At 66.0% G+C, this 23,811-nt stretch carries 24 protein-coding genes and 1 pseudogene; 17 read left to right on the top strand and 8 right to left on the bottom strand.

Going from position 1 to position 23,811, the window contains the following annotated elements; all coding sequences use genetic code 11:
- Window positions 1–40 precede the first annotated feature (40 nt).
- The gene (locus ACQPYK_RS48625) at window positions 41–3,169 is read right to left on the bottom strand and encodes a DEAD/DEAH box helicase (RefSeq protein WP_433259616.1); all 3,129 of its coding nucleotides are present in this window, start codon (window positions 3,167–3,169) and stop codon (window positions 41–43) included.
- A gap of 179 nt (window positions 3,170–3,348) precedes the next feature.
- On the opposite strand from ACQPYK_RS48625, the gene ACQPYK_RS48620 reads away from it, so the two are divergent.
- Complete coding sequence (locus tag ACQPYK_RS48620; RefSeq protein WP_433259615.1) at window positions 3,349–3,549, top strand: hypothetical protein; 201 nt, start codon at window positions 3,349–3,351, stop codon at window positions 3,547–3,549.
- A 132-nt stretch (window positions 3,550–3,681) separates the two neighbouring features.
- Here ACQPYK_RS48620 and ACQPYK_RS48615 read toward each other — a convergent pair whose 3' ends face one another.
- The gene (locus ACQPYK_RS48615) at window positions 3,682–4,050 is read right to left on the bottom strand and encodes a hypothetical protein (protein WP_433259614.1); all 369 of its coding nucleotides are present in this window, start codon (window positions 4,048–4,050) and stop codon (window positions 3,682–3,684) included.
- Window positions 4,051–4,387: 337 nt separating this feature from the next.
- On the opposite strand from ACQPYK_RS48615, the gene ACQPYK_RS48610 reads away from it, so the two are divergent.
- A complete protein-coding gene (locus ACQPYK_RS48610) occupies window positions 4,388–6,325 on the top strand; it encodes an NB-ARC domain-containing protein (RefSeq protein ID WP_433259613.1) in 1,938 nt (645 codons plus the stop codon).
- 37 nt (window positions 6,326–6,362) lie between these two features.
- On the opposite strand, the gene ACQPYK_RS48605 is transcribed toward ACQPYK_RS48610, so the two are convergent.
- Window positions 6,363–8,141 carry a hypothetical protein gene (locus ACQPYK_RS48605; RefSeq protein WP_433259611.1) on the bottom strand — a complete coding sequence of 593 codons (1,779 nt, stop codon included), beginning with the start codon at window positions 8,139–8,141 and terminating at the stop codon, window positions 6,363–6,365.
- A gap of 195 nt (window positions 8,142–8,336) precedes the next feature.
- Between ACQPYK_RS48605 and ACQPYK_RS48600 the strand changes: the two genes are divergently transcribed.
- Window positions 8,337–10,487, top strand: coding sequence for an NB-ARC domain-containing protein (locus ACQPYK_RS48600; RefSeq protein WP_433259609.1), 2,151 nt, complete (start codon window positions 8,337–8,339; stop codon window positions 10,485–10,487).
- 102 nt (window positions 10,488–10,589) lie between these two features.
- On the opposite strand, the gene ACQPYK_RS48595 is transcribed toward ACQPYK_RS48600, so the two are convergent.
- Both ACQPYK_RS48595 and ACQPYK_RS48590 read right to left on the bottom strand, forming a co-directional pair.
- Window positions 10,590–12,167, bottom strand: a complete 1,578-nt coding sequence (locus ACQPYK_RS48595; protein ID WP_433259607.1) for a translation initiation factor IF-2 — start codon at window positions 12,165–12,167, stop codon at window positions 10,590–10,592.
- Between the two features lie 147 nt (window positions 12,168–12,314).
- A complete protein-coding gene (locus ACQPYK_RS48590) occupies window positions 12,315–12,929 on the bottom strand; it encodes a class I SAM-dependent methyltransferase (protein ID WP_433259606.1) in 615 nt (204 codons plus the stop codon).
- A 245-nt stretch (window positions 12,930–13,174) separates the two neighbouring features.
- Here ACQPYK_RS48590 and ACQPYK_RS48585 point away from each other — a divergent pair, with 245 nt between their 5' ends.
- The 5 genes from ACQPYK_RS48585 (at window position 13,175) to ACQPYK_RS48565 (ending at window position 16,305) form a co-directional block, all read left to right on the top strand.
- Window positions 13,175–13,399 carry a hypothetical protein gene (locus ACQPYK_RS48585; RefSeq protein ID WP_433259604.1) on the top strand — a complete coding sequence of 75 codons (225 nt, stop codon included), beginning with the start codon at window positions 13,175–13,177 and terminating at the stop codon, window positions 13,397–13,399.
- Window positions 13,400–13,511: 112 nt separating this feature from the next.
- On the top strand, window positions 13,512–14,894 hold the full coding sequence (locus ACQPYK_RS48580; RefSeq protein ID WP_433239105.1) for an IS30 family transposase: 1,383 nt from the start codon (window positions 13,512–13,514) through the stop codon (window positions 14,892–14,894).
- Between the two features lie 106 nt (window positions 14,895–15,000).
- On the top strand, window positions 15,001–15,159 hold the full coding sequence (locus tag ACQPYK_RS48575; protein WP_433259602.1) for a hypothetical protein: 159 nt from the start codon (window positions 15,001–15,003) through the stop codon (window positions 15,157–15,159).
- A 457-nt stretch (window positions 15,160–15,616) separates the two neighbouring features.
- Window positions 15,617–15,910, top strand: coding sequence for a hypothetical protein (locus ACQPYK_RS48570; RefSeq protein ID WP_433259600.1), 294 nt, complete (start codon window positions 15,617–15,619; stop codon window positions 15,908–15,910).
- On the top strand, window positions 15,907–16,305 hold the full coding sequence (locus tag ACQPYK_RS48565) for a hypothetical protein (protein WP_433259598.1): 399 nt from the start codon (window positions 15,907–15,909) through the stop codon (window positions 16,303–16,305). Before ACQPYK_RS48570 ends, ACQPYK_RS48565 begins: the two co-directional genes overlap by 4 nt.
- 114 nt (window positions 16,306–16,419) lie before the next feature.
- Here the strand turns inward: ACQPYK_RS48565 and ACQPYK_RS48560 are convergent.
- A pseudogene (locus ACQPYK_RS48560) lies at window positions 16,420–16,506 on the bottom strand (IS5-like element ISMra2 family transposase); the annotation flags it as partial.
- 440 nt (window positions 16,507–16,946) lie between these two features.
- Here ACQPYK_RS48560 and ACQPYK_RS48555 point away from each other — a divergent pair.
- The 8 genes from ACQPYK_RS48555 to ACQPYK_RS48520 all read left to right on the top strand — a co-directional run bounded on the left by ACQPYK_RS48555 (window position 16,947) and on the right by ACQPYK_RS48520 (window position 21,441).
- Entirely contained in the window at window positions 16,947–17,096 is a 150-nt protein-coding gene (locus ACQPYK_RS48555) for a hypothetical protein (RefSeq protein ID WP_433259596.1), read from the top strand.
- The gene (locus ACQPYK_RS48550; protein ID WP_433259594.1) at window positions 17,093–17,803 is read left to right on the top strand and encodes a DUF3618 domain-containing protein; all 711 of its coding nucleotides are present in this window, start codon (window positions 17,093–17,095) and stop codon (window positions 17,801–17,803) included. The genes ACQPYK_RS48555 and ACQPYK_RS48550 overlap by 4 nt, the downstream gene beginning before the upstream one ends.
- On the top strand, window positions 17,688–17,981 hold the full coding sequence (locus tag ACQPYK_RS48545; RefSeq protein ID WP_433259592.1) for a DUF4235 domain-containing protein: 294 nt from the start codon (window positions 17,688–17,690) through the stop codon (window positions 17,979–17,981). Before ACQPYK_RS48550 ends, ACQPYK_RS48545 begins: the two co-directional genes overlap by 116 nt.
- Window positions 17,978–18,967 carry a YihY/virulence factor BrkB family protein gene (locus ACQPYK_RS48540; protein ID WP_433259591.1) on the top strand — a complete coding sequence of 330 codons (990 nt, stop codon included), beginning with the start codon at window positions 17,978–17,980 and terminating at the stop codon, window positions 18,965–18,967. The genes ACQPYK_RS48545 and ACQPYK_RS48540 overlap by 4 nt, the downstream gene beginning before the upstream one ends.
- A 199-nt stretch (window positions 18,968–19,166) precedes the next feature.
- Window positions 19,167–19,346 carry a YegP family protein gene (locus ACQPYK_RS48535; protein WP_433259589.1) on the top strand — a complete coding sequence of 60 codons (180 nt, stop codon included), beginning with the start codon at window positions 19,167–19,169 and terminating at the stop codon, window positions 19,344–19,346.
- A gap of 224 nt (window positions 19,347–19,570) precedes the next feature.
- On the top strand, window positions 19,571–19,909 hold the full coding sequence (locus ACQPYK_RS48530; protein WP_433259588.1) for a hypothetical protein: 339 nt from the start codon (window positions 19,571–19,573) through the stop codon (window positions 19,907–19,909).
- A 182-nt stretch (window positions 19,910–20,091) separates the two neighbouring features.
- Window positions 20,092–20,262, top strand: coding sequence for a hypothetical protein (locus ACQPYK_RS48525; protein WP_433259586.1), 171 nt, complete (start codon window positions 20,092–20,094; stop codon window positions 20,260–20,262).
- A 348-nt stretch (window positions 20,263–20,610) separates the two neighbouring features.
- The gene (locus tag ACQPYK_RS48520; RefSeq protein ID WP_433259584.1) at window positions 20,611–21,441 is read left to right on the top strand and encodes a DUF2382 domain-containing protein; all 831 of its coding nucleotides are present in this window, start codon (window positions 20,611–20,613) and stop codon (window positions 21,439–21,441) included.
- A gap of 525 nt (window positions 21,442–21,966) precedes the next feature.
- Here ACQPYK_RS48520 and ACQPYK_RS48515 read toward each other — a convergent pair.
- A complete protein-coding gene (locus tag ACQPYK_RS48515) occupies window positions 21,967–22,215 on the bottom strand; it encodes a hypothetical protein (protein WP_433259582.1) in 249 nt (82 codons plus the stop codon).
- A gap of 416 nt (window positions 22,216–22,631) precedes the next feature.
- Here ACQPYK_RS48515 and ACQPYK_RS48510 point away from each other — a divergent pair, with 416 nt between their 5' ends.
- Window positions 22,632–23,006 (top strand): hypothetical protein, encoded by a 375-nt coding sequence (locus ACQPYK_RS48510; RefSeq protein ID WP_433259581.1) that lies wholly within the window; start codon window positions 22,632–22,634, stop codon window positions 23,004–23,006.
- 207 nt (window positions 23,007–23,213) lie between these two features.
- Here the strand turns inward: ACQPYK_RS48510 and ACQPYK_RS48505 are convergent, their stop codons facing one another.
- Window positions 23,214–23,681, bottom strand: coding sequence for a hypothetical protein (locus ACQPYK_RS48505; RefSeq protein ID WP_433259579.1), 468 nt, complete (start codon window positions 23,679–23,681; stop codon window positions 23,214–23,216).
- Window positions 23,682–23,811: the final 130 nt, after the last annotated feature.

Below are 23,811 nucleotides of genomic sequence, written 5' to 3'. Positions count from 1 at the left end.
CGGTCATGGCTTCGAAAGCTGGGCGCTTCCTTAGTGCTGTCTACTGGTTGGAAGCAGAGACAGGCGGGAGTGTGACGCGCCGGAGATCGCGAGCCAGGACGTCGAAGTGGCGTTGCTGCGACCACTGAGCGTGGTTGCCGATTACATACAGACGTCGTTTGGCGCGGCTGACCGCGACGTTGAGCAGGTTGGGGCGTTGGGCAGCCCAGCGCTTCGCGCCGGGACTACCGGGATCGCCACCGAGAACGAGGATGACCACATCGGCCTCTTTGCCTTGCGCCGTGTGGACCGTGCCGGCTTCCACATCCTTGAAGGGGCTCACCGCCCGCTTGATTCCTCGCACGACATCACGGAAAGGGCTGATCACGAAGACGTTCTCGGGGGTGATTTCCTCGCGTGCCAGACGGTGGAGAATCCGTTTCAGTGCCTCGCCCTCCTCGTGGATCCAGTGCCCGTCGGACCCGGTGCCAGTCACGTCGATCCACATGCTGTCCGGCAGTAAGATCGGCGGCTGCTCGTGCTTGCCGTACACCATGAGCCCGTCGTAGGCGATGCGGTTGGAGATGCCGAACATGGGCTGGTCGCAGCGGCGGTGGACCCGCAGTGGCGCGCCGACCCAGACGGGAGCGTCTTCACCGGGAAGGTAGGTGCCGTAGGCGTTGGCGTGGTCGGCCAGCTGCTGCACCGAGGTGCGGCCGGGTAACCATCTCTCGTCTTGGACGGCGAAGCTACGACGAAGCGCCTGCTGCGCGGAGAACGGGAGCGTCACGACGGGTTCGAGCTGGAGGGGGTCTCCGACCGCGACCACGCGCCGCGAGCGCCAGATCGCTCCTGCGGCGAGCTGCGGGGCGGCCTGTCCGGCCTCGTCGATGAAGAGCCAGCCCAGCGCTTCCTGGGTGAGGTGGGAGAACACCCGGTGGAAGGAGGCGAAGGTGGTGGAGACCACCGGGACGAGGAAGAACAGGCTCTGCCAAGCGGCTTGGACGGCCGCTTCCGGTGCGTCCTTGGGCGCCTCACCGCTCAGGACGTCCATGACGGCTTGGAGACTTTTGCGCATCCGGGACGCCTCGGCGCGCAGGAAGGCCTGGTGGAGGCGGAGCGCCTCGATGAACAGCTCGCTGCGGGCGGTGTTCCATTCCGCTTCGGTCCACAGGGTGTGGCGTTCGCGTTGCTCATCGTTGGCCCACCAATGCTCGCCGGGGAAGAAGTCGCCCAGCGTGCCCTGCTGCTCGGCCAACCGGGACTGGCTCTCGGCGAGGCGGGAGTGCGTCGAGTTGAGGGCCGTTCTTTTCCGGTCGAGATCGGAGGTGAGGTCGGCCGCAGACCGTCGCAGGATCACCAAGCGAGCGGTGACATCGTCGAGCGCACGTTGCGCGGCCTGCACGTGCTCGGCCAGAACCCGGTCCTGTGCGAGCCACTCGCGGGAGGCCTTTCCGAGGGTGAAGACCGCAGTGACCAGTGTCGGTTGGAGCCGCTGGTGTTCCTTGCGCCGTTCTTCCCGCTCGGCTACCTCCTGCTGAGCGGCCACCTCCTGCTGCTTCAGCCGGTCGTGTTCGATGCGGAGTCCGCTGAGATGGGCCTCGGAGGTGGAGATGCCGTGAGTGATGGTCTCTACCGTGTGGTGCAGCGCCGGCAGCTCACGCAGCGCGGCATGAGCGGTGGAGCGTTCCCGCTGGAGCGCGCGGACCTTCTCGTGGGCAAGGGTGAAGGACCTGACGGCGGTGGGCCATGAGAGGGCGCTGTCGGCCTGCCATGTCTCGAAGGCCGCGCGGAGGCCGGGCTCGTCCGCCGTGCCGTACCAGGCCTTGCCGGCGAACTCCACACGGTTGGACTTTCTGCCCAGCTTGGCCGCTATCAGCCCCCATGCGGGTTCGCCGAGGACTCGGCTCGCGATGTCGTCGAAGTAGGCCACCTTCCCTCGCCACGGTGCATCGATCGCTCCTCGTCCGGGGATCTCGGTCGTGACGTTCTCCACGGCTCCGTTGTTGGCCGAAGTGACCACCATCTCGAACCCGGTGAGGTCTTCTCGCCACAGGCTCACCACGCGCCGGTAGTTCCCTGTCTGCCAGCGCATCTCCCCGGTGAACGCTGCCGAGGTGTGCGGCAGCTTCGACAGCTGCAGTGCGCGCTCCACCACGTTGGCGGCGATCAGATCTCTGAGCATGGTGGTCTTGCCCGTGCCGGGCGGACCGTTGACCGCGAACAGCCCGGCTGCCGGAGCCAGCTCGGCCATGATCGTGTTGACGGCGAACTGCTGGCTGAGCGCGAGTGGCTTGTCTGGTCCCTGCGGCCAGCGGCCGGTGGGCACGAGGTCAGGCGCCACGTGCTCGAAGACCACCTGCGGATTCTGCCGCAGGTCGATGCGCACCGGTTCACGGAACTGGAGATAGGCATCCAGCGCGGCGCCGTACGTGCCGATCTGGACGGCCGAAGCCACCCGCTCCAGATCATCGACGATGAAGCTGTTGAGGAAGCCGGTTCCCTCGTCTGAAGCGTGCTCTCGTTTGCGCGAGACCTGAACGGACCTGACGATGAGCCCATTGGGGCATAAGACGTCTTCCACTCCGAAACCACTGGCTGTCAGTTTCACCAGCGCGGTGAGGTCCTCATGTCCGAGCGGACGTCCGACCGGCACCCCTGCGTTCCGAAGTTCGGCGGCTCGCTCATCATGTTCGAAAGCGGAGACAAGGGCCTCCACCGCCACGCCCAGAAAACCGCATGCGTCCTCGAATCCCTCCAGCCAACTGACCGCCGCTGGGCCGGGGGAGATCGTACGGCCCGCAGCCCACGCGCCGCTGGAGAACTCCCAGGTGCCGAGCAGCGGTCGGCCTTCTTCAGTGAGGACCATCGCGAACAGGGCACTGGATCCTCGCGGGGCGGAGTCGAAGTTCTCCGGATCGGATCCGAAGACGTTCTCCAGCAGGGCACGCATCCGTTCGAGTGAGAAGAGGCCGCCGTAGAGGATGTGCCGCCAGGCCATCGTGGTCTTGATACGCCTGCGCCGTAGAGGGTGGCCCGGTTGCCAGGGGAGCGGTTCGCCCGGCTCGATGCGGAACGCGGGCTCACGCTCGTCTCGAGGATTGACCTTCGGGACACTCTGCGGACTGAACAGCTCACAGGCACGCCAGAACTCCATGATCCGAGCACGGCTGTCGTTCAGGTCGCTCACGGCACTCCTTGCTGGGGGCGGCAAGAATTCAAGGGTCCAGGAGCAGATTCCTGCACCCTGATGGTGCGAGTATTGATCACAGGTTAAGCAGCCACCACGACGTTCTGGACGCGGAAACCGTGTAAAATCAGCAGACCTTCCCAGTTATCACCGCAGAGGCCAAGCGGCTGGACGCGGCAGTGTTCTTCGCCGGCAAGTTCCGCATCCGCTGGGCAGAGAAGGCCAAGAAGTTCGTCGAAGTCGGTCAGGGCATGCTGTCGTCGTTCTTCCTGCCGCCGTACTCGCCTGAGCTCAACCCGGACGAGTGGGTAGGGAAGAGTGTCAAGCAGGCCGAATCACCCGTTCCTCGTCCGGTAGCGCTGAAGAACTCAAGGCCCTGACGCTGGGCGTGTTGTGGCGCTTGCGGAAGACATCCAATCTGGCACTTGTGTCCCCTTGTGTCCGCCTTTCGTATTGTCACTTGTTGGTTGACTCTCCAGCTTTCGAAGTGAGTGGAATATGGATAAGGGCGGTCACCGAGGACCTAGATTAATCGACCCGAATACATCACCGGCCTGAATCACGGTTCCATGGACCCGAGCCTCACCGCTGATGGTGTTGGAAACGTCGTGGCTCTGCCGGATGATCCTGGCGGTCTCGGAGACCCAGGACGTCAGCGACTCCTTGAACTCGGGATCCGCCTCGGCATAGTCGACGAAGATCCCGGCGATCTCGTGCGAGTTGTCGGCGCTGGCCTGTTCCAGTTCGGCCACCTCCTTTGAGTCGCCTCCGAACCGGCGACGGGCCAGGGCGGTCAGTGAGGTCCACGCGCTCTTGCCGGCTTCGCCTGCAACGCCGCCGACCAAGGCGGAGATGATCCCAGCGAGTACGGTCGGATCCATCGCACCTCTCCCAGTATCCGGTTGACCTTTCCGCGAAGGGTCCCCATGGCACTGGGGGCGCGGGTCCTCTATGTTGGACATAGATTCATGATCATTGTGTGGTGATGTGGCGTGGATGTGAAGACAAGGCGGGAAAATGAATGGTTCTCGGCCGGTTGATGGATCCTGCGGCGGTGTCCGCAATGACCTGTCGGGAACAGTGACCGGTCCGGTCCTGCAGAGTGGGAACATCCACACGGTAAACATCGCTCTTCCTGGTCCTGTGGATGTGGGAGTCCCCCGGCAGTTGCCGCCGACATCGGAATGGTTCGTCAACCGGACAGCTCAAATGGCGTTTATGGACGATCTGCTGGCTCGCCCTCGGCGACAGCGCCGCCCTTTGGTGCTGACGATCTGCGGGGTCGAGGGAATGGGCAAGAGCACACTGGGCGTCCAGTGGTCCCATGCGGTGTCCGGCCGCTTCACCGACGGCCAACTCCACATCGACCTGGGCAGACAGGCCCGTGGCGAAGGAGTTGCTCTGTCCGACATCCTCGGTGAGCTGCTTCACTCCCTCGGTGTTCCGGCCGAGTCAATTCCCACCGGCCTGGCCGAAAGGCTCCGGCTGTTTCGCTCCCGCACCGCCGATCGCCGACTTCTTCTGGTGCTGGACGACGTCACGCAGGACACTCAGGTGACGCCACTGCTCCCCGCCTCGGCGAACAGCGCGGTGGTAGTGATCAGCCGCCGGAGACTGACACAGTTGCTCGACGAGGGGGCCGAGGAGGTCCTCGTGGGACCGTTAGAGGTCTCCGCCGGCCTTCAACTGCTGGAACGGATGCTGGGCGGTGACCGGGTGGCGGCCGAGAAAGCCACCGCTACGGAATTGGTTCACCGATGCGGGGGTATGCCTTTGGCGTTGCGGATCGCCGGAGGACGCCTGCGGCGCAGGCGGCACTGGCCACTGACCAAGGTCACGTCGGAGCTGACGGCCGAAGACCATCGGTTGGGCGCGTTGTCCGAGGCAGGAGGGCGGGATGTGTCAGCCGTGCTCGATCTCTCCTACGGAGACCTGCCGCAGGAGGCAGCCCGGTTGTACCGGCGGATCGGCCTGCTGGAGTGGAGCGACTTCGATCCCGGCGCGGTCGCCGAACTCGACGGCCTGTCGGCAGCCGAGACCGAACGACTCTTGGAGACGCTGACCGACCACGCTCTCCTGGACGTGGGCGACGACGGCCGCTTCCGGATCCATGAGCTGGTACGGCTGCACGCCCGAGCCTGCGCCGAGCGCCACGACAGCCCTGACGAACGGGCCGCCGCCGTTTACCGCGTGGTCACGTGGTATCTGCGTGCCGCCGCCTTCGCCGACCGGGCAGCCAAGGGCGAACGCCTTCGCCTGGCCGAGCACTCCGCGCTTCTGGCCGGCTGGGTTCAGCCCTTCGGCGACGACATCCAGGCCCTGAACTGGCTGGAGATCGAGCGGGCCAACCTCCTGACCATGGTGCGCACCGCCGCCAGGTACGGCTGGGACACAGAGGTCATCTTGTTGTGCGACGCGCTGTGGGCGTTGTTCCTCAACCGCAAGTACTACGCCGACTGGATCGAATCCCACCAGCTCGGTGTGGCCGCGGCGCTGAGAGCCGCAGATCCACGGGCGCAGGCGCGCCTGCGCTGCCAGCTCGGCCGCGCCTACACCGAGCTTCGTGACTACGGCAGGGCCGCGGCAGAGTACGAGCAAGCAGAAAGCGCGGCGACCCGATCGGGTGACTTGCGTTTCATCGCCTCTGCTGTCGAGTTCACCGGACGGCTTCTGTTTGAGACCGGTGACCACGACGGTGCTCTTGCGAAGCTGACCCGTTCTCAGGAGTTGCACGAAGCACTCGGCGATCAGCGCGGTACGGCGCTGCAACGCCACCATCTGGCGCGGGTGCTCATCCGCATGTCCCAGCCTGCTGCCGCAGTGCTCGAACTCCACACCGCTCTGGAAGGCATGCTCGTGGTCGGTGACACATACAACCAGGCGCGGATCCAGATGAGCCTGGGTGAGGCCTACCGCGACCTTGAGCGCTATCCGGACGCCCGGGACGCTCTCGCCGGCGCGCTAGCGTTTATGGAGCGGCGTGGCGCCCCCTTCCAGGTCGGCCAGATCCGAGAGGCACTGGCGGACGTCGCCGCCGCGGCCGGGGAGCGCGACGAGACCCGGCAGCATCTGGAAGAGGCCGTGGCCGCTTACCAGCGGTGCGGCAGCCCGGACGCTGAGCGCGCCCAGGGCCGGCTGGAGAGGCTTCGGCAGTGAGGACCCGAGCGCGTCGCTTCGTCGGCTGACGAACGGTCTACGGCAGGCTCGTTACCCGCAATCGTGTCGCCCCTGCATGAATCCACAGCCCTTCGGCGAGCGCTGATAGCGGCCGGTGCACGCTCTGCCAGCCGTACACCGCTGATGCGATCAGTGCGAGGTCGGTCGTCGGATCGGACGTACAGGACAGCCGGAGGACCTGACCTCCCCGCGTGCGGATGACATAGCGGCCAGGCGCCTGAACGGCGGCGGCGAGGTGGGCCGCCGGATAGCCATCCAATGCTGCGCCCGTCCACGTCTCCGCTTCCGTCCCCGCGGCTCCTTGGCGGATCAGGACAGAGGCGCTTTCCCGCATCCGCAGATCAGCGTCATCTATGTCCACGACGAGATGGGCCGGCGAATGCGCCGCTGCGCGGACGGCAGGGAGCGAGGCGGGATAACGTGTCAGCCGAACCGTTGTCTCGCCCGCCTCGACGGCGGTGACGGTGAGTACGGCCGTCACCTTCTGCGTCTCGGGTTCGGGAGGAGGGACCGATATGGCGGTCGGTGGATCCTCAGGGGTGGCCATGTTCATGAGCCGGTACATCAGCTCGAGGAGCCGAGTCTGACTTTCCCCGGGCACAGCCAGCGCCCGCGAGGTGAGAGCGGTGTAGCGGCCGGGAGCGTGACCGGCGAGCGTATCGTCGATCTCTTCGCGAATTGAACGCCGAAGATCCAGCCGAGGGGCGGTCCGACCCAGCTCAGCGGTGGGACAGCTGGGATCCAAGTCCTCTTCGCCGAACGCTCCCAGCACGATGGGGCGGCCGAGTGCGGCACCGTAGAAGGTGACGGAACCGTGATCGCCAATGACGATGTCGGAGGCGACGAGTGCGGCACGCCATCCTTCCCGCGGAGGTACCAGCGCCAACCCGGCACGTTGCGCCTCGGCCAGCCAGGTACGGACCTGCCATGGCCCGTGGCCGTGCCAGATATTGGGGTGGAGAACGGCTACCACACGGTATTCATCCAGCGGCAATTCCGCCAGCAGCCGTGACGCCAGGTCAGGGTAACGCCCCAGGAGAGATTCCTGACCCCAGGTGGAGGTCATCAGCACAAGGCGCATGTCCACGCCCACTCCGAGGGCACGCCGGTACTCGGCCCGTCTACCTGCGCTCACCACGATGCGGTCGTAGCAGGGGTCCCCGGCTACGACCGCGACAGGCAACGCTTCCGGGCAGTTCCGTTGGAGTTGCTCGCGCTGTTCGTCATGCGACAGAACAAGGGCCGCCGGAATGACACGACCGTTGTGCATGAGCTGGTCGCGACCGAGACCGAACACGTACTTCTGTACTTCTGTACTTCTGTACTTCTGTACTTCTGTACTTCTGTACTTCTGTACTTCTGTACTTCTGTACTTCTGTACTTCTGTACTTCTGTACTTCTGTACTTCTGTACTTCTGTACTTCGAATATTTAGTATATCCCACTCCATGGGGAATTATAATGAGTGGTGCTGATATTTTGTGGAGTTCCCCGCCCAGGCTGGCGGTGAGCGCCAAATCAAAGGGAGTGTGAGTTGCCTGGGCCCATGGAATCGTCGGCGCTTCCATATCTCGGAGGAATTCGTCCACGCCGGAGTGGAATGTCGATGTCCCCGGACTGGTGAAGACCGTCTGGATGCGCCGATCGGTGCTCAACACGGGCAGGATGTCCAGCAGTCGGGTCAGGGCTGTCACGGTATGCACGACAACGAGAACGGTGCGACAGTCGGAGAAGGTCGTCCACCGGGCTGCGTCGAGGCCAACGGGTACCGGACGCCACCCCTGTTCATCCTGCACGAGCACACCCTATAGCGAGGAACCCGACAAAGGTGGCGAACGAGTCAGGTGTGCCCGCCATCGAGGACAAGCACGGGCGCTTGCTCGTGAAACAGGCACATCATTTGAGATCATTCAACGCGGAGTGCCTTTCCAGGGCGGACGGCACCCACCGAGAGAACACCTTCGAAGCGCGGCTGAACCTGAGGCGGTTGCATGGGCATGATGGTCGGGCCTGGCGGTAGCGGGGAAAGAAGAACGCGCGAAGCACGTAACGAGCTTTCCGGCCAGGTCGCCGGCAATGTGGTGCAGGCCCGTGACATCGGACAGGTGGCCTTCAGCACTCCGGCTCCGGTTCCGGTCCGGATCCCCAGACAACTGCCACCGGCGCCGCGCGGCTTCGTCAACCGGATCAGCGAGCTGGACACGTTGGACCGGCTTCTGGAGGAAATCGACGACGGGTCCATGCCCGTGGTGGCTGTGATCAGCGGTCTCGGCGGTGTGGGCAAGAGTGCGGTGAGCCGCCGCTGGGCACATCGCGTACGCGACCGCTTCGCCGACGGTCAGCTCTATGCGGATCTGGGGGCTCTGCGGCATCACGGCGGAGTGGAGGTGAGCGATGTGCTGGGCGGTTTCCTGCGCGCCTTGGGCGTCCACGAGGAGTGGATTCCCGCAGACCTACTTGAACGCGCCGCCCTATTCCGCTCCAAGACCGCCGACCTGAGGCTTCTCATCCTGCTCGATGACGTTGAGCACGCCGCCCAGGTAACACCGCTGCTTCCGGCGTCCGCAGCCGGCGCCGTCGTGGTGACCAGCCATCGCCGACTCGGTGAGCTGATTGTTACCGGGGCGACTCCGATTCCCGTCCAGCCACTCGGTGATGACGAAGGAGTGCGGCTGCTGGCCACCATGCTCGGTGAGGAGCGCGTCAACGCCGAGCCTGAGGCGGCGCGGCAGCTGGCGCGGTTGTGCGGAGGACTGCCCGTGGCCTTACGGGTGTGCGCCGCCCGATTGGTGCAGCGGCGGACCTGGCCCGTTAGCAGGCTCGTGGATGAACTGGCCGACGAGCATCGACGGCTGGAACGGTTAGCGGCAGGAGGAGCGACGATCGTGGAAGCGGTGTTCGCGGTGGCCTATCACGCGCTCCCACCCGAGGCCGGCCGGTTGTACCGGCTGCTGGGAGTGGTACCAGTGGTCGACTTCTCTGCCTCGCTCGCCGAAGTCGCGGCCGGAGTTGGAACCGAAGAGACGGAGCGCCTTTTGGAGATCCTCGTGGAGGTCAACCTTCTCGAGGAGACCGCGCAGGAACGGTACCGGTTTCACGACCTGGTCCGGTTGCACGCGGCCCGGGTCGCTGAGCGGCAGGAGCCCGTCGGCGAACGGGAGGCGATACTCCACCGGGTGGCGTTGTGGTACCTGGGCAGGACCATGGCCGCCGATCGAGCGATCATGGGGGACCGACTGCGTCTGGCCTCTCGTCCGCAACCGATCGGTCCCGAGACGGTGTTCGCCTCCCCAGGAGAGGCGCTGGACTGGTTGGAAAGCGAGCGGGTCAATACGGTGGCACTCTTGCGGCTAGCGGAGCAAGCTGGATGGGACGAGATCGTCTGGCAGACGGTCGAGGCGCTATGGGCGCTCTACCACAACCGCAAGCACTACGCCGACTGGATCGAGACCGGCAAACTCGGAGCCGTCTCCGCCCAGCGCTGCGGGGACCAGGCAGTCGAAGCGCGGATGCGCAACCAGATCGCGCGAGCGCTCATTGAACTCGGCGAACTCGACCGAGCAAGCGAAGAACTCCTCCTGGCCCGGCGCCTGGCCGAAGCCGTAGACAACCAGCGGATGCAAGCGGTGGTGCTGGAATCGCTCGGGCAGGCGGATCTGGCTGCTGACGCACCTGAGGCCGCGATCGAATGGTTCACCGCAGCCCTGACCCTCAACGAGGCGATGGGCAATCCCCGTGGCGTCGGACTGCAGACCTATCATCTCGGTCTGGCTTACCGCGAGGCGAACCGTCTCCACGACGCCGCCCAAGCCTTCGAACGGGCCAGGGCGGTGATGAGCGAAGTCGATGACGAACTCAGCCAAGCCAAGATCGGCATCGAGCTCGGTCTGGCCTACCGAAAACTGGGCAGGCTGGCGGAGGCGATGGAAACAATGGCGTGGGCGGCAGAAGTCATGCGGGCGCGCCGGATCCCCGTCAAGGAAGGCCGAGCGTGGGAGATTCTCTCCGATCTCGCTGCGGACATGGGCAACGACGAGGCTGCCCGGGATTACCTGCATCGCGCGATCGCAGCCTGCCTCGCCTCGGGGAACCCGACCAAAGCCGAGACTCTGAGCCGCCGCCTGTCCACCGAAAGCCCCTGACCTTCCCACACCCGGTATGGCACCAGCCGAAGCCCCTCCCGCACTCCCCGAGCCGGGGTGTTGCGACGACCGCTAGAAGGGAAGACTTTGTGTACAGGGGCTTTAAAGTGCCGGAGGAGTCACGCGGATGCGGCTTTCGGCGGCGCCCAGTCGCACCTGCAGTTCGGAGGGGAAGCCGCCCTCGCGGTGGCCCGCCGTCAGCCAGCCGTACAGTACCGATGGCAAGCACGTCACATCCACCCGGTCACCTGCCGCCTGAGGCACCCACGACAGCAGGGTGAGGACGAACTCCCGCCCATCACGCAGGACGACATATACCCGCTGGTCACCGATAACCGCCGAGGCCATCGCGCACCCTGGGTAACGGCGGACCGTCTCCCGTGCCCACCGCGGCGAGCCGTCACGACGCATGATGATGGCCGCGCTCTCCAGCAGCCGTCGGTCCAGATCTTCGGCGTCCACGACCAGGTGCGGATCACACAGGCCGTCATCGGATACCCGCTCCGCAGAGGCAGGGAACCGGCGCACCACCACGGTACGGTCCGCGCTGAGGACTCGGGCCTCGACTAGGAACGCGGTCACCTCCGGTACCTCTGCCCGTGGCTCAGCAAGCGGTTCGATCACCGCGGGGGTGGGCGGGCAGGGTAGGTTCATGATCTGGTAGGCGATCTTGCGTAGCGACTCACCTGCCCGGCCGATGTTGCCTAGTGTCCGGCCGGTCACCTCTGCATAAGCGCCGGGAATATGGGCGGTGACCACCTCCTTCACCTGGCCGAGCAGACTGCGGCGCCGGTCCAGGCGAGGCAGGAGCCGGCACAGCTCGGCCGTAGGGGAGGACGGATCCAGCTCCTGTATCTCCTGGCCCGAGGACGCCAGCAGGACCGGACGTCCCAGCGCCGTACCGTAGAAGGTGACCGACCCGTGGTCACCGATGATCACATCCGAGGCGATCAGCGCTGCCTGCCATCCCCGCTCCGGAGGAATCACCGTCAGTCCCGCGCTTCGTTCCCGTGCGAGCCACAGCCTCAGCTGCAGTTCACCATAGCGGGCCACGATGTTCGGATGCGTCACCAGCGCCACCCGGTACTCATCCAGCGGCAACTCGGCCAGCAATCGCGGCAATATGTCGCCGCCTGCTCCCAGCAGGGAATGCTCGCCCCAGGTCGAGCTGACCAGCACGAGCTTGCGGCCATCGGCCACGCCCAGCGCACGCCGGTAACGGTCTCGACGTGGCAGGTGCGCGACGATCCGGTCGAAACACAGATCCCCCGTCACCATGGCAGCAGGAAGAGCCTCGGGACAATATCGCGCCAAGCGTGCCAGCTGCTCCTGATGAGACAGGGCGATTACGGTAGGCACCACCCGGCCATCCCGGACCAGCTGACTCCTAGCAAGCCCCGATACCTCGGGCCCGTAGCCGTCTGCGGTACGCAGCAGGCGGTTGTGGCCGGCACCGTGCGGCATTAACAGCAACGGGGCGCCGAGGTGGTGCAGCTCACCGTTGGCACTGGCCGACAGCGCGAGATCGAACCGCATCGTCATGGCCTCCGCCCACGACACGGTCTTGGCTCCGACCATCTGCAGATAGTCATCCAGCCCGTCGCTGAAAGCCGACCCCTCCACGGAAGTGAACAACGTCCGTACGCGCAGGTCCGATCCGAACAAAGGCAGAACGTCCAACAGGCGTCCCACAGAGGTCGCGTTTCGAGCCACGGCCAGGACGGTCCGGCCGCTGTGGACAGTACTCCACCGATCTGCTTGAAAACGTTGCGGTACTCCCGACTGGTCTTCGCCGCTCAAGACCCTCCGACCAGCTCATCCGAGCTATCAGGCTGTTACCGTTTTGGTGAAATCCGCACCATATCGCTTGACCAGTGTGCCTCCCAAGATGGAGTCATCGGTGATGACGCCGTTGCGTCTGCTGTAGAAGGCGAGGGCCTGCGGCGCGAGGACCGGCAGGCGCAGCACTCCGTCTGGAGCCAGCAGTTCGTGGGTCCTGGTCAGGAAGGCCAGGAGTCGTTCGTCGGTGACGAACATGTTGACCGAGGTGTTCCCCAGGGTGATCGTGGCGTACGGCACGCGGAGTCCGGCAGAGCGGTCGAACAGGTCGGCGTACAAGGCCGTGACGTCGACACCGGCGGCAAGCGTGGCCCGGAGCCGGGCGACGACGGCGTGGGAGCCGTCGATGGCGGTGACCTCAAGCCCTTCGCGGGTCAGGGCCAACGCGACCCGGCCCCGTGCGCAGCCGACGTCGAGCACCCGGCCGCCCTGCCTTTTCGCGACCCCGGTGAAGGTGGGCAGGTCCCACGTCTTGGTCGTGGCGCGCTGGTGGAAGTAGGACTCGAAGGGGTCCTCATACAGGATGGTGAGCCGGAGTCCCGCAAGGCGGTCGATCAGCCTGCGGAAGGGCGGCAGGCAGACGGCCCGCACGTCGTCGGCCATCGTGGCTCCAGAACGGCGTCGCGGCGAGATCGGGTGACCAGCGCGAATCCGGCCGTCAGCAGGGCGAGCCCGCTGCCCCTTCCCCCAGGCCCAGGCGGATCCGGGCCCGGTTCACCCCGCAGGCCGCTGCACTGATGTTCGGGCTGCAGAGGCTCAACGACAAGGGTTACCAGTAGGGCCAGATGCCTGAGTATGCCTGCCGGTTCATCAGGCACGGCTGGTAGCCATTTCTGAGAAGAGTTCCGATGGTGTATGAGCATCTGGACAACGCCCCCTGCAACGTCGTGTTCAAGGCGATCGCTAACAGCGGCGTCCTGTCCTCGGACAACGGCGTCATGGGCGACAATCACGACGAGGCAGGCGAGCCGGTGGAGGTCTGCACGCTCCGCCCGGACCAGGCCGCCGAAGCAGTCGTTGAGGTCCTGCGCCGCATCGGCTACTTCGTCGAGGACAAGAGGAAACGGCGATGACACGCCGCGATCCGACCTCGCTGACCGGGTGGATCACCTGGCCCACGCACCTGACCGCTCTTGGGTTCTAATGATCCCCGCAACACCCTGAAGTCAGGGAGCTGCGGGGATCATGGGTTTTGAGGTGCTGAAGGCGAGGTTCTTCGAGGCACTGGACCGGGAGGACGGCAGCGTCACCGCTGCTGCTCTTGCAGCCGGGGTGAACCGCAATACGGCGTTCGGGTGGGCCCGTCGGGCCGGTGTACGTGGTCGTGGCAAGCCCGGCGCGTCCGGACATCCGGGCCGGGCGGAGTACGAGCGGCTGCGTGCGGCCGGAGTCCGACGCCGCGATGCCGCCGCGCAGGTCGGCGTCCACGAGCGCACCGCCCAGGACTGGGACCAGGGCATCCGGCAGATCGGCCATTCGCGACTGCACGCTGATGGCCGCCTGATCGACTATAAGACCGGTGTGATCACCATCAGCGCCAGTGCAACCAAGCCGTCCCTCGCGGCGGTCGACGCGCGGCTGCACCCTCGGTTCCTGAACGTGACCGAGCGGGAGACGATCGCTGACATGCACCGGGCCGGCGACTCGCTGCGGGCTATCGGACGAGCTCTGGGCCGACCGGCGTCCACGATCAAGCGGGAGATCGACGCTCGGGCGGTCGACGGCGTCTACCAGCCGCACCGGGCCCAGAGGGCCTGGGCCGAGAGCCGGCTGCGGCCCAAGGCCTCGAAGCTCACCGCAGACGGTCCGCTGCGTCGATACGTTGAGGACAAGCTGCGCGAACGCTGGTCCCCAGAGCAGATCTGTCACGCTGTGGTCATCGAGTTCCCCGGCAACGAGAGCATGCGGGTGAGTCCGGAGACGATCTACCAGGCGATCTATGTCCAGGCCCGTGGCGGACTGCGCCGCCAGGTCGCTGACGCGTTGCGCACCGGGCGCACCCGCCGCAAGCCGCGCAAGACTCCTCAGCAGCGCACTCGCCGCTTCGTCGACGAGATGGTGATGATCTCCGAGCGGCCACCGGAGGTCGAGGACCGGGCGGTTCCGGGCCACTGGGAAGGCGATCTGATCGTCGGTCCCCGAAGCGAGAGTGCGATCGTGACCCTGGTCGAGCGCTCCACCCGCTACGTCCTGCTCGGACATCTGCCCGGCGGACACACCGCCGAGGAGGTCCGCGACGTGCTGGTGCCTCTGATCCAGACCCTGCCCGAGCACCTGCGCGGCTCGCTGACCTGGGACCAGGGTTGCGAGATGGCCGCGCACAAGCAGTTCACCGTGGCCACAGGCGTGCCGGTCTACTTCTGCGACCCCCACTCGCCCTGGCAGCGTGGATCGAACGAGAACGTCAACGGCTTACTGCGCCAGTACTTCCCCAAAGGCACCGACCTGTCCGTGCACAGCCCCGCAGATCTCGAACACGTCGCCCAACAACTCAACGGCCGACCACGCAAAACGCTCGGCTGGGGAACCCCAGCCGAGCGCCTGCGTGATCTACTGACAGCCACGTAAGTGGCAGGTGTTGCGAGGATCCCTAGAATCCGCCACTGCCGTGAAGGGGGCATGGTCGTCTACTTGGTGCCGCCAAAAGGGCCGGAGTGCCCGACTTGTGCGTGGCGTGCATACACGCACATGTGGATGGATCTCCCCGGACGCTCCAGCCGCCGCCTACCCCGACATCTGGCCGGACCGCAGCGACGACTTGGTGGCGCTGCTGGCCGCGATGTGCCTGGGCGGGTCCGGCGGCTGCTGGATCGCCCCTGAGTACAACGCCTAGGAACGCGGCTACGAGGACCTGACGGACAAGGACAAGCACCTGTTCGACATGGTGGCCGAGCTGTAGGGCCGCCAGCCGTCCCTGGTGACGTTGATCGATACGTGACTAGCCTGCGGGCGTGAGCCGTACGGTAGGGGGTCGGCCCACATAACCCCAAAACCCACATTCGCCAGGTGCTGCCGCTGGTCGGGAGCCTGATGGGCGGCACACGACGGGCGCGGGTTGATGTACCGGATAAGGGACCGTTATCCGGTACATGGCGGCAACCGGGACGGTGCCGACCTGAGGTTTCACCGAGAGGGCCGCCATGTGGCCCGGGCACGTTATCCGATACCTCGACGGCCCAACAAGATCCAATGTGGGTTTTGGCTTTATCTGGGTCGGACCCCGACGGTACGGCTCACGCCCGTCTTTCCGTGAGGGGGACAAGCGTCGGAACACTGGGTATGGTGCCGGTATGACCGCGAAGTTCTCCATCAGCATTCCTGACGACATGTACGAGGACGTCAAGAAACTAGCCACCCAGCAGGGCACGACTGTCTCCGGCTGGTTCGCCGACCTCGCCCAGCAAAAGCTCGATGCCGACCGGCGCTCCCGCGCTCTTCTCGCAGAGAAGATCGAGCAGGACCGGGCGGTCGACCCTGAGGGCCACGCCCAGATGGCCGATGAGCTGCGCCAGCGCATGCGCTCGGCTCAGGCGGCTGCCCGACGCAAGGCCGCTGATGTCCGCGCCATGGGCATCGTCGCGTGATCGGCGGATACGTCGCCGACCTCACCGCCATCTTGCGCATCCTCGCTGACGATCAGAAGGACGGCCGGATCCGGGTAGCGCTGGAAACTATCGCCGAAGATGGGCATACGCTGCTGCTGCCCGTAGCCGGCTTGGTTCGGGCGGGCATCATCGCCGAGCCGCACCCCGAGCAGCTCATGTGGCTCTACGGATTCCGCGCCACGCAGGTAGCCGACCTGACCAACCAGGAAAGCTTTCGCATCATGTCCCAGGCCCGGTTCGCTCCGCGGCCCGGCGAGGTAACCGAGCACGACGCCCAAACGGCCTATCTGGCGATGATGCGCGGCTGGCCTGTGCTCACAGCCGACCCGGCCCGCTGGATCGGCTACGACCACTTAGAGCTCGTCCAGGTCTAAGGAACACCACGGGCGCCATCCGAGAGCTCGCCCCACAGATGGGACCGTTTTCTGTAGAAGTCCGTTGCGAGTCGTTCTACTTGACCGCTCTTGGTCAGGCGCTGCGCGTGGCTTCCCGTAGCGAGTGGGTGCCCCCTCGGGCGCTCTAGTCCGCAGCCGCCACAAGGTTCCGTTGATGACCTCGCGGTGATCGCGCCAGGGGGGCGAACCAGCGCTACGGGGGTGATCTGCCTTGTGACAGCTTCGGCAATTCAGAGCCGGGAGGGGAGTCTGCCCTGACAGCACATGGTGCGGGCTATCGCGGGGTAACGGTGCAGTTAGGGAGGGATGCCGCAGGCTTGGCTCAGAGGGCGAGGAGATGAACGGCAATGAGCGCGGTGCAGCCGCCTGCCGGCGGCAGAGCTGGTGCCAGCCGGGCACGGGAGTCACCGCAGCCGATCGCTGAACTGATCAAACAGGCCTTCGAGCAGATTTCTGTGCCAGTGCGCTAGGAGGCATGGCTGGCGCTGGCCGAGGTGAAGGACAAAGAGGCCGGCCCGACCCCGGAGCGGGGATGCTGGGTACGGCCGGTCTGGTCGCGCTCTACGGGCCAGTGGCCCCGGTGGCTGCGGTGATCGCCGTCTTGGCGTTGGTCGTGTCGGGTGTGGGCGGCCGCGCCGATCGCCGGTGTGGTGCTGCTGGCGGCCGCGGCGGTGCTGGACCCGACGGTCCGCAGACAACTCACCCACGGGCTGCCGTCGGGTGACAGCGCCACGCAAGTCGTGATCGAGATCAGGAAAAGAGAACGATGATGACCACCAGCGGACCATCTCACGGCGCGTTTGGCTCGACCAAGGCGGGGCCGCCTCAGGGTAGTGAGCAGGCCGGCTCCGCCGAGCAGTTGCGGGCCGATATCGCTCAGACGCGCGAGCATCTGGGGGAGACCGTGGAGGCGCTGGCCGCCAAGGCCGACATTAAAGCCCGCGCCAAAGCCCGCGCTAAGGGCAAGACCGAGCAGGTCAAGGCGCACCTCACCGCCCGGGCGCACCACACCGGTGATCATGTGCGAACCATGGCCACCGAGTTCACCACCAAGGCTCGGCAGATCGCCGCGAAGGACACCATGCCAGCGGTGCGTCGCGGTGCCGCGGCCGCGACGGTGCTCGGCGGTGCCGTCGCCGTGACGGCGTGGCTACGTCGCCGCAACGCCCCCCCGGCAGACCACCTGGCAGCGCGCGGTGCAGGCCGCTCGGCACAGCGGAGCGCAGGTGCACCATGCCGCCACGTCATCGGCGGCCACGCCCGGGGCGCGCGGCGCAACAACCGCCGCGATCGCCTTGTTCATGCTCATCTGGCTGCGCCGCCGCCCGCGCCACCGGCGGGCCGGGGTGGGGTGAGGCGCGATGGCCCTGCTCTACAAGCCGCTGTCCCTGCTGTTTGGCGCGCTGGGCGCTCTGATCGCCAGTGTGCTGTTCAAGCAGGTGTGGAAGGTCTTTGCGGGCGAGGACGATGCCCCTGACGTCGACGGTCAGGATCACACCTGGCGGCAGGTGGTCGTGGCCGCCATGGCGCAGGGAGCCACCTTCGGCCTGGTGAAGGCGGCCGTTCGACGCGCCGGCGCGCACGGCGCTCGCAAGACGACCGGGCGCTGGCCGGGCGACGACCGGCGCAAAACCCTCGAAAGCCCGCGGTCGTGAGTAAACACGCCGACGCCGCCGACCGGCCAAGGGGGTCGGCCGGCGGTGACACCCCGGACAAGCCGACCGAGCTGCCGAAGAGGTCGTGGTGGGACGTGCTCAAACGCACCGCCAAGGAGTTCCAGGAGGACAATCTCACCGACTGGGCCGCCGCGCTCACCTACTACGCGGTGCTGTCGATCTTCCCTGCGCTGCTGGCCGTGATCTCCGTCCTCGGGCTCTTCGGCCAGTCGGCCACCCAGTCGCTCATCGACAACCTGGGCGCCGTGGCCCCCGGCCCGGCTCGGCAGACCCTCAACAGCGTGCTACAGGCCCTGCAGAGCAGCCAGCGGGCGGCCGGAATCGCCGCGATCATGGGTATCGCCATCGCGCTGTGGTCCGCCTCGGGCTACGTGGGGGCGTTCATGCGAGCCGCCAACGTCATGTACGAGATGCCCGAGGGCCGGCCCGTCTGGAAGACGCTGCCGCTGCGCCTGGCCATCACCGCCGTCCTGGTGATCCTGATGGCGATCGGCTCGGTCTCCGTCGTCTTCACCGGCGGGCTCGCCGAACAGGCCGGAAAGGTCCTCGGGATCGGCGAGACCGGACTCACCATCTGGGGCATCGTCAAGTGGCCGATCCTGGTGATCATCGTGGCGCTGGTCCTGGCCCTGCTGTACTGGGCCGCGCCCAACGTCGAGCACCCCGGATTCCGCTGGATCACCCCCGGCAGCATGCTCGCCGTCGTGCTGTGGATCGTCGCGTCCGCCGCGTTCGGGTTCTACGTCGCCAACTTCGGCTCCTACAGCAAGACCTACGCCGCCCTCGCCGGCGTCATCGTCTTCCTGATCTGGCTGTGGATCACCAACATCGCCGTGCTGCTCGGGGTCGAGTTCGACGCCGAACTCGCCCGCGAGCGCGCCATCGAGGCGGGCCGGCCGGCCGACGAGGAGCCTTACGTCGAGCCCCGCGACACCCGCAATTTCGACAAGGACGAGTCCGCCTGAGGGCCGCCGATGGCCACCGGCGATCTCGGCTGGGTGCCGCCGGCACTCAGCCGACCGGTGAGGGCGGCGTTACCCCGCGCTCCATGCCTCACGTCCGTGACGCATTCGAGGAAGTCTCGATCGGATTACCGCAAGGGGAATGGCGGCGGACCGCTGGGGCAGGGGTTCGGCGGAAACGATCGAGGAAAGGAGCCCTGCCATGGCAGCGCGCTACGTTCTGAAGAAGACCTCCGCAGGATTTCGCTTCAATCTGGTCGCCGGCAATGGTGAGATCATCGCCACCAGCGAGTCCTACACGACCAAGGCCAGCGCGTTGAAGGGCATCGACGCGGTCCGCGCGAACGCCGCCTCCCCGGTGGACGATCAGACCAGCGCCTGACAGAGCCCACCGTCTGCCGGCGGTCGGCGTTGTCCGCCGCCGGCAAGCGGGCAGGCCGGCCGTGGCCGGTGGCGGGCGGTCATCGGAGGCGACAACAGCAGGGAGCACCATCATGACCGATCTGCTGCGCCTGCCGACACCCCCCAACGACGGTATGCGGCGGCGGCTGCGGCCCGTCGACGAGCCTGATGTGCACACCGCCGTGCAGATCAGGCGCTGGCTGGATGGCTACCTCGCCGATGGTCCTCCCCACCACGCTGGTGGACCTGTCCGGGCTGACCTTCATCGGCTCTGCCGGTCTGGCCGCGCTGCTGACGATCGGTCACCGGCTGGCCGCCAAGGGGGCGATCGCCTTGGACGCCGCCCGGTGCCGCGACCGGCACGGCTGTTGCCCATCACCGGTCTGGCCGGCTGTCGATCTTCGACCCTGTGGACGCAGCGCTGCGGTCACTGATCACCCCGCGCGCTTCCTGACGATCGGCAGGCGTCCTGCCCGGCCGGCCGCCGCTATGTGCCTCTGGAACCACCTTTCCGCCACGGCGCTCGGCAGTCGTCTGCGCTAGCGGCCCTCTCACCAGACCGATGAACAGCCAGGCGGATTCGGTGGCGTCTTTGGCGGCGATGCCGTCCCGGCGCAGCGCCGCAAATGCCTTACTGGCATAGCCGTCGGTGTGTCCTTGTGCGGCGGGGGTGGTGCCGGGGTGAGACCCCGGTTACGTTCATCCAGAAGAGGCGATTTCGTGTCATGAGCCCTCCCGATGCGCCGCAGACACCCGCGAGTGCGCTGGATACCGCTCTGAACGCGCTGGAGCGCCCCTACACCGAAGCTCTTACCGCGATCGCAGCGGCTCCGGATGGGCAGGCCGCTTTCGCGGGCGCCGCCCGGGTCGGTGAGGTGCTGCACGAGCTGAGTTGAGACGCCGCCGGGCTGGGTGCCGCGATCGTCATGGACGTCCGAACGCGATTGATCCGCTCGGCGGTGCACCGGTAGCACGAACTCCCATCCGGTTGCCCCACACTCCGGCGCGTAGAGCTAAGCCCGACGGATCGCCCAGGGCGTGCTTCGTTGCTCCCCCGCCCGCCTGCGTTCGCCTGCTCCATTACTGCCCACTCCTTTGTGAGGGGCGGCGCGAGCCCAGCGGCAGTGTCCCTACCGGCGAGCCTTTTCCATGAATAGGAAGAGATTAGGCCAATCATGTTTTTTCTTCACATAAAGCGGCAACAGGCATGAATCAGACAAAATCTCCAAAGAAGGGGGAAGGCCATGATTACCCAGGAGCAGATCCCGATGGTGATCGATCAGCCGGTCTACGACACCCACGGGGACAAAGTCGGCAAGATCAAGCACGTCTACCTCGACGACGCCAGTGGCCAGCCCGAGTGGCTGTGCGTGCAGACCGGGCTGTTCGGCACCAAGGAGACCTTCGTCCCGATCCAGGGGGCCGACGTGGTGGCCGATCATGTAGAGGTCGCCTTCGACAAGGACCGCATCAAGGACGCCCCCACCATCGACGTCGAGGCTGGCGGCCACATGTCGGCACAGGAGGAGCAGGAGCTGTACCGCTACTACAACATCGACTGGGAGGCTTCCTGGCAGCAGGCCAACCAGCCCGATCAGGGCGGCTGGGCCCATACCGGCGGCCAGCGAGAACGCGAGCGCATGGACCGCATCAGCGAGCAGCCCGACGGCGAGTCCATGGATCGCACCGGCGACGATGCGATGACCCGCTCGGAAGAGCAGTTGAAGGTCGGCACCGAGACCCGTGAGAGCGGCCGGGCACGGCTGCGCAAGTACGTGGTCACCGAGGAAGAGCAAGTCACCGTACCCGTCAGCCACGAAGAGGTGCGTCTCGAACGCGAGCCGATTACCGACGCCAACCGCGAGGCCGCACTCGGCGGCCCGGACATCACCGAGGCTGAACACGAGGTCATCCTGCACGAACAACGGCCGGTGGTGGAGACAGAGACCATCCCGGTGGAGCAGGTCCGGATGACCAAGGAGCAGGTCACCGACGAGGAGACCGTCTCCGAGCAGGTTCGCAAGGAGCGCATCGAAGCCGAAGGGGACACCGGCGAGTCCGGCCGTACCTCCTGAGGGTTTTCCCCCTTGCACATGTCTGGCTGCCTCAAAGCCTGACCGGCACCGGGGCAGCAGGACATGCTTCCCCTCCCGCACCGCGGACTGGATCGAATCGGCCGTCGACACCGATGACATCACCATCGACGAAGGCTTGAGACGGCTACGGCGAGGCAGCGGATAGCCATGGCAGGCTCACTGCCTCCGAACATCAGCGGTGAGCGGGTGCGGGTGGCCAGCACGAAGGCCCGTCCCGCGGGGCTGAGTATCCCGCGGCTGGTGGCGGCGTCGGATGGGTGGCTGAGCGGCGGCGGATCGCAGCGGGCATGCGGGCCAGACCCGCGCAGTCCGGGTCCGCGCGCCGAAGGCGGCCAGCCAGTACGCGAAAGAGGGTATGGCCACTTCAGCGGTGAACGGCGTCGAGGGAGGAAGCCGGCGCGGCGGTTTGCGATCACTGCGGACAGTCCGCCGCGTCGGCGTGGGAATCGGGATGGGCAGTCGGAGGGACGGGAGTCAAGGGGGGTGAGGATCAGGCTGGTCCGGTTACAGCAGCCTGATTACCTGCACTTCGCCGCTGTCGCCATCGCGTAGCAGGAGCTCCTTGCCGGCGCTGAGTTGCTCGTCGATGTAGTCGTACAGGGCCAGGGCGCGGTTGACGATGTCTGTCTTGGACAGGCCGGTGCGGTCCAAAGAGCGCTGGAGCGCCTCTGAGGACTTCGGGATGAGCGCAGTGGTGATCCGTTCGGCAACGGCCTGCCGAGGCGACACGCCTTCACCGGTGATGGAGGTCATTTGTCGGACTCCCTTGCAGGTCTTTTCACATGGACTGGCGCTAGAGAGAAGGTTGAACGGTCGAGGGCGGCGGAAGCGAGGGGCGGAGGGGTTGGAGTGGGCTGGGGTGGGCCGTGGCCGTCTTCTTACCGTGACACATCAGCGCACAAGTTCGCCAGTCTATAGGCATACTGTTTGCAGATTACTTCAGCTAACTATATGCGAAGTTGCTGTGTATTTGCCATCTCACAGGCAGTGATTTCCTGCGTCATGGTCTATAGTCGGTGCCGGATCGTGGTGGTCCGAACGCGCGTTCCGCGACCGATCACCCCGATGGTCCCCGAGGAGAACGACCCCATGGAGCAGAAAGCGGTTCCACCTGCACCGCGCGCGGTGCAGCGTCAACATCCAGCAGCACCACGAGGAGAACCCCCTCGATGTCCACAGAACCATCCGTGAGTCCTCCGCCCGCCAGCTCTGCGGAGCCGGCCGAGGAGCCCTCAGCATCGGCCCGGCTGACCATCAGCGCGGTACCGTTCAAGGGGGAGTTGCAGGCCCAGGTACCTGCCCATGAAGCCAACAGCATGATCAACATGGTTGGGTGTGTCATCATCGTCGTCACGCTGACGATTGGCGTACCGATGGTCGTTCTCTACCTGGGGCCCACAGCGGGACTGAACCCGACCGCCATCGCCGTCCTTATCGCCGCCGATCTTCTTATCGCAGCAGTGTGGCTTCTGCGATGCCACACCATCAGACGCACCTCAGCCCGGCGTCCTTCCGGCCGCTCGCGCAAGCACGGAGCTGCCTGATTCTGATGGCGGCGACGCCCCCTTCCAGCGTCGCCGCCACCGCACCTCCTCAAACCACCGCTGCATGAAGATCACGAATGGGTGAAACCGTCAGCGTCGGGCGAGCGCACAGAGCTGGAATGACTTCCCGGGCTTTCCCTCTCCGGTGTCCTGGTTGCGGTGCAGCACCTTGTCTCAGAGCGATACTGCCATCTTGGCAAGGTCGGCTCATACACCACTTCGCTGGAGGTGACCCTGCTGGCTGAAACCGAGCAGACCAGGGATCTCGTCACGGTTGTCCCGACGCTGTTTCACCTGCCGTGGTCGGGAATCGTGCAGGCTGATCTGACGGCGGACTGACAGCTCGGCAGATGATTTAAGGAACTGCTCCAGCGTGGGTACGAAGTTCCCGTTGGACAAATCGTGCGGATACAGCGGCGACAACACCTCGGTGACTTGGGGGCCCTGGACGCACGGTAGCGGGATCGCCGAGAAGAACCGCTGCCGCCCGCCGGTTTCCAGGGTGGTGCCGCTTGTTGCCCGAGACGCAGTCATCTCGAGCGTGCCGGCCGCGGTGAGAATCTCCCGCAGTTGGGCCGAGTCGTTACCTAGGATCACGATGGCCGTGCTCATCGCGTTTCTCGGCGAACTGGCGAAGTCGGCGTCGACTTCGGCTTTGAGTGCTTGGGTGAGCATCCGGCGGGCGCCTTCACAGACGAGCGCATCGAGTATGGAGGAGCAAACCGGGTGCCTGCCGTACGGCAGGGTCGGGGACGACGGTGAGCATCGGGTGTGCCTTCCCCGCCGAGGTTGGCGCGTCGGCCAT

The sequence above is a fragment of the Streptosporangium sp. CA-135522 genome, from assembly GCF_050949235.1.
GTDB lineage: Bacteria > Actinomycetota > Actinomycetes > Streptosporangiales > Streptosporangiaceae > Streptosporangium.
Note: the sequence above shows the minus strand (reverse complement) of the source record. Positions and strands in the feature narration are given on the sequence as shown.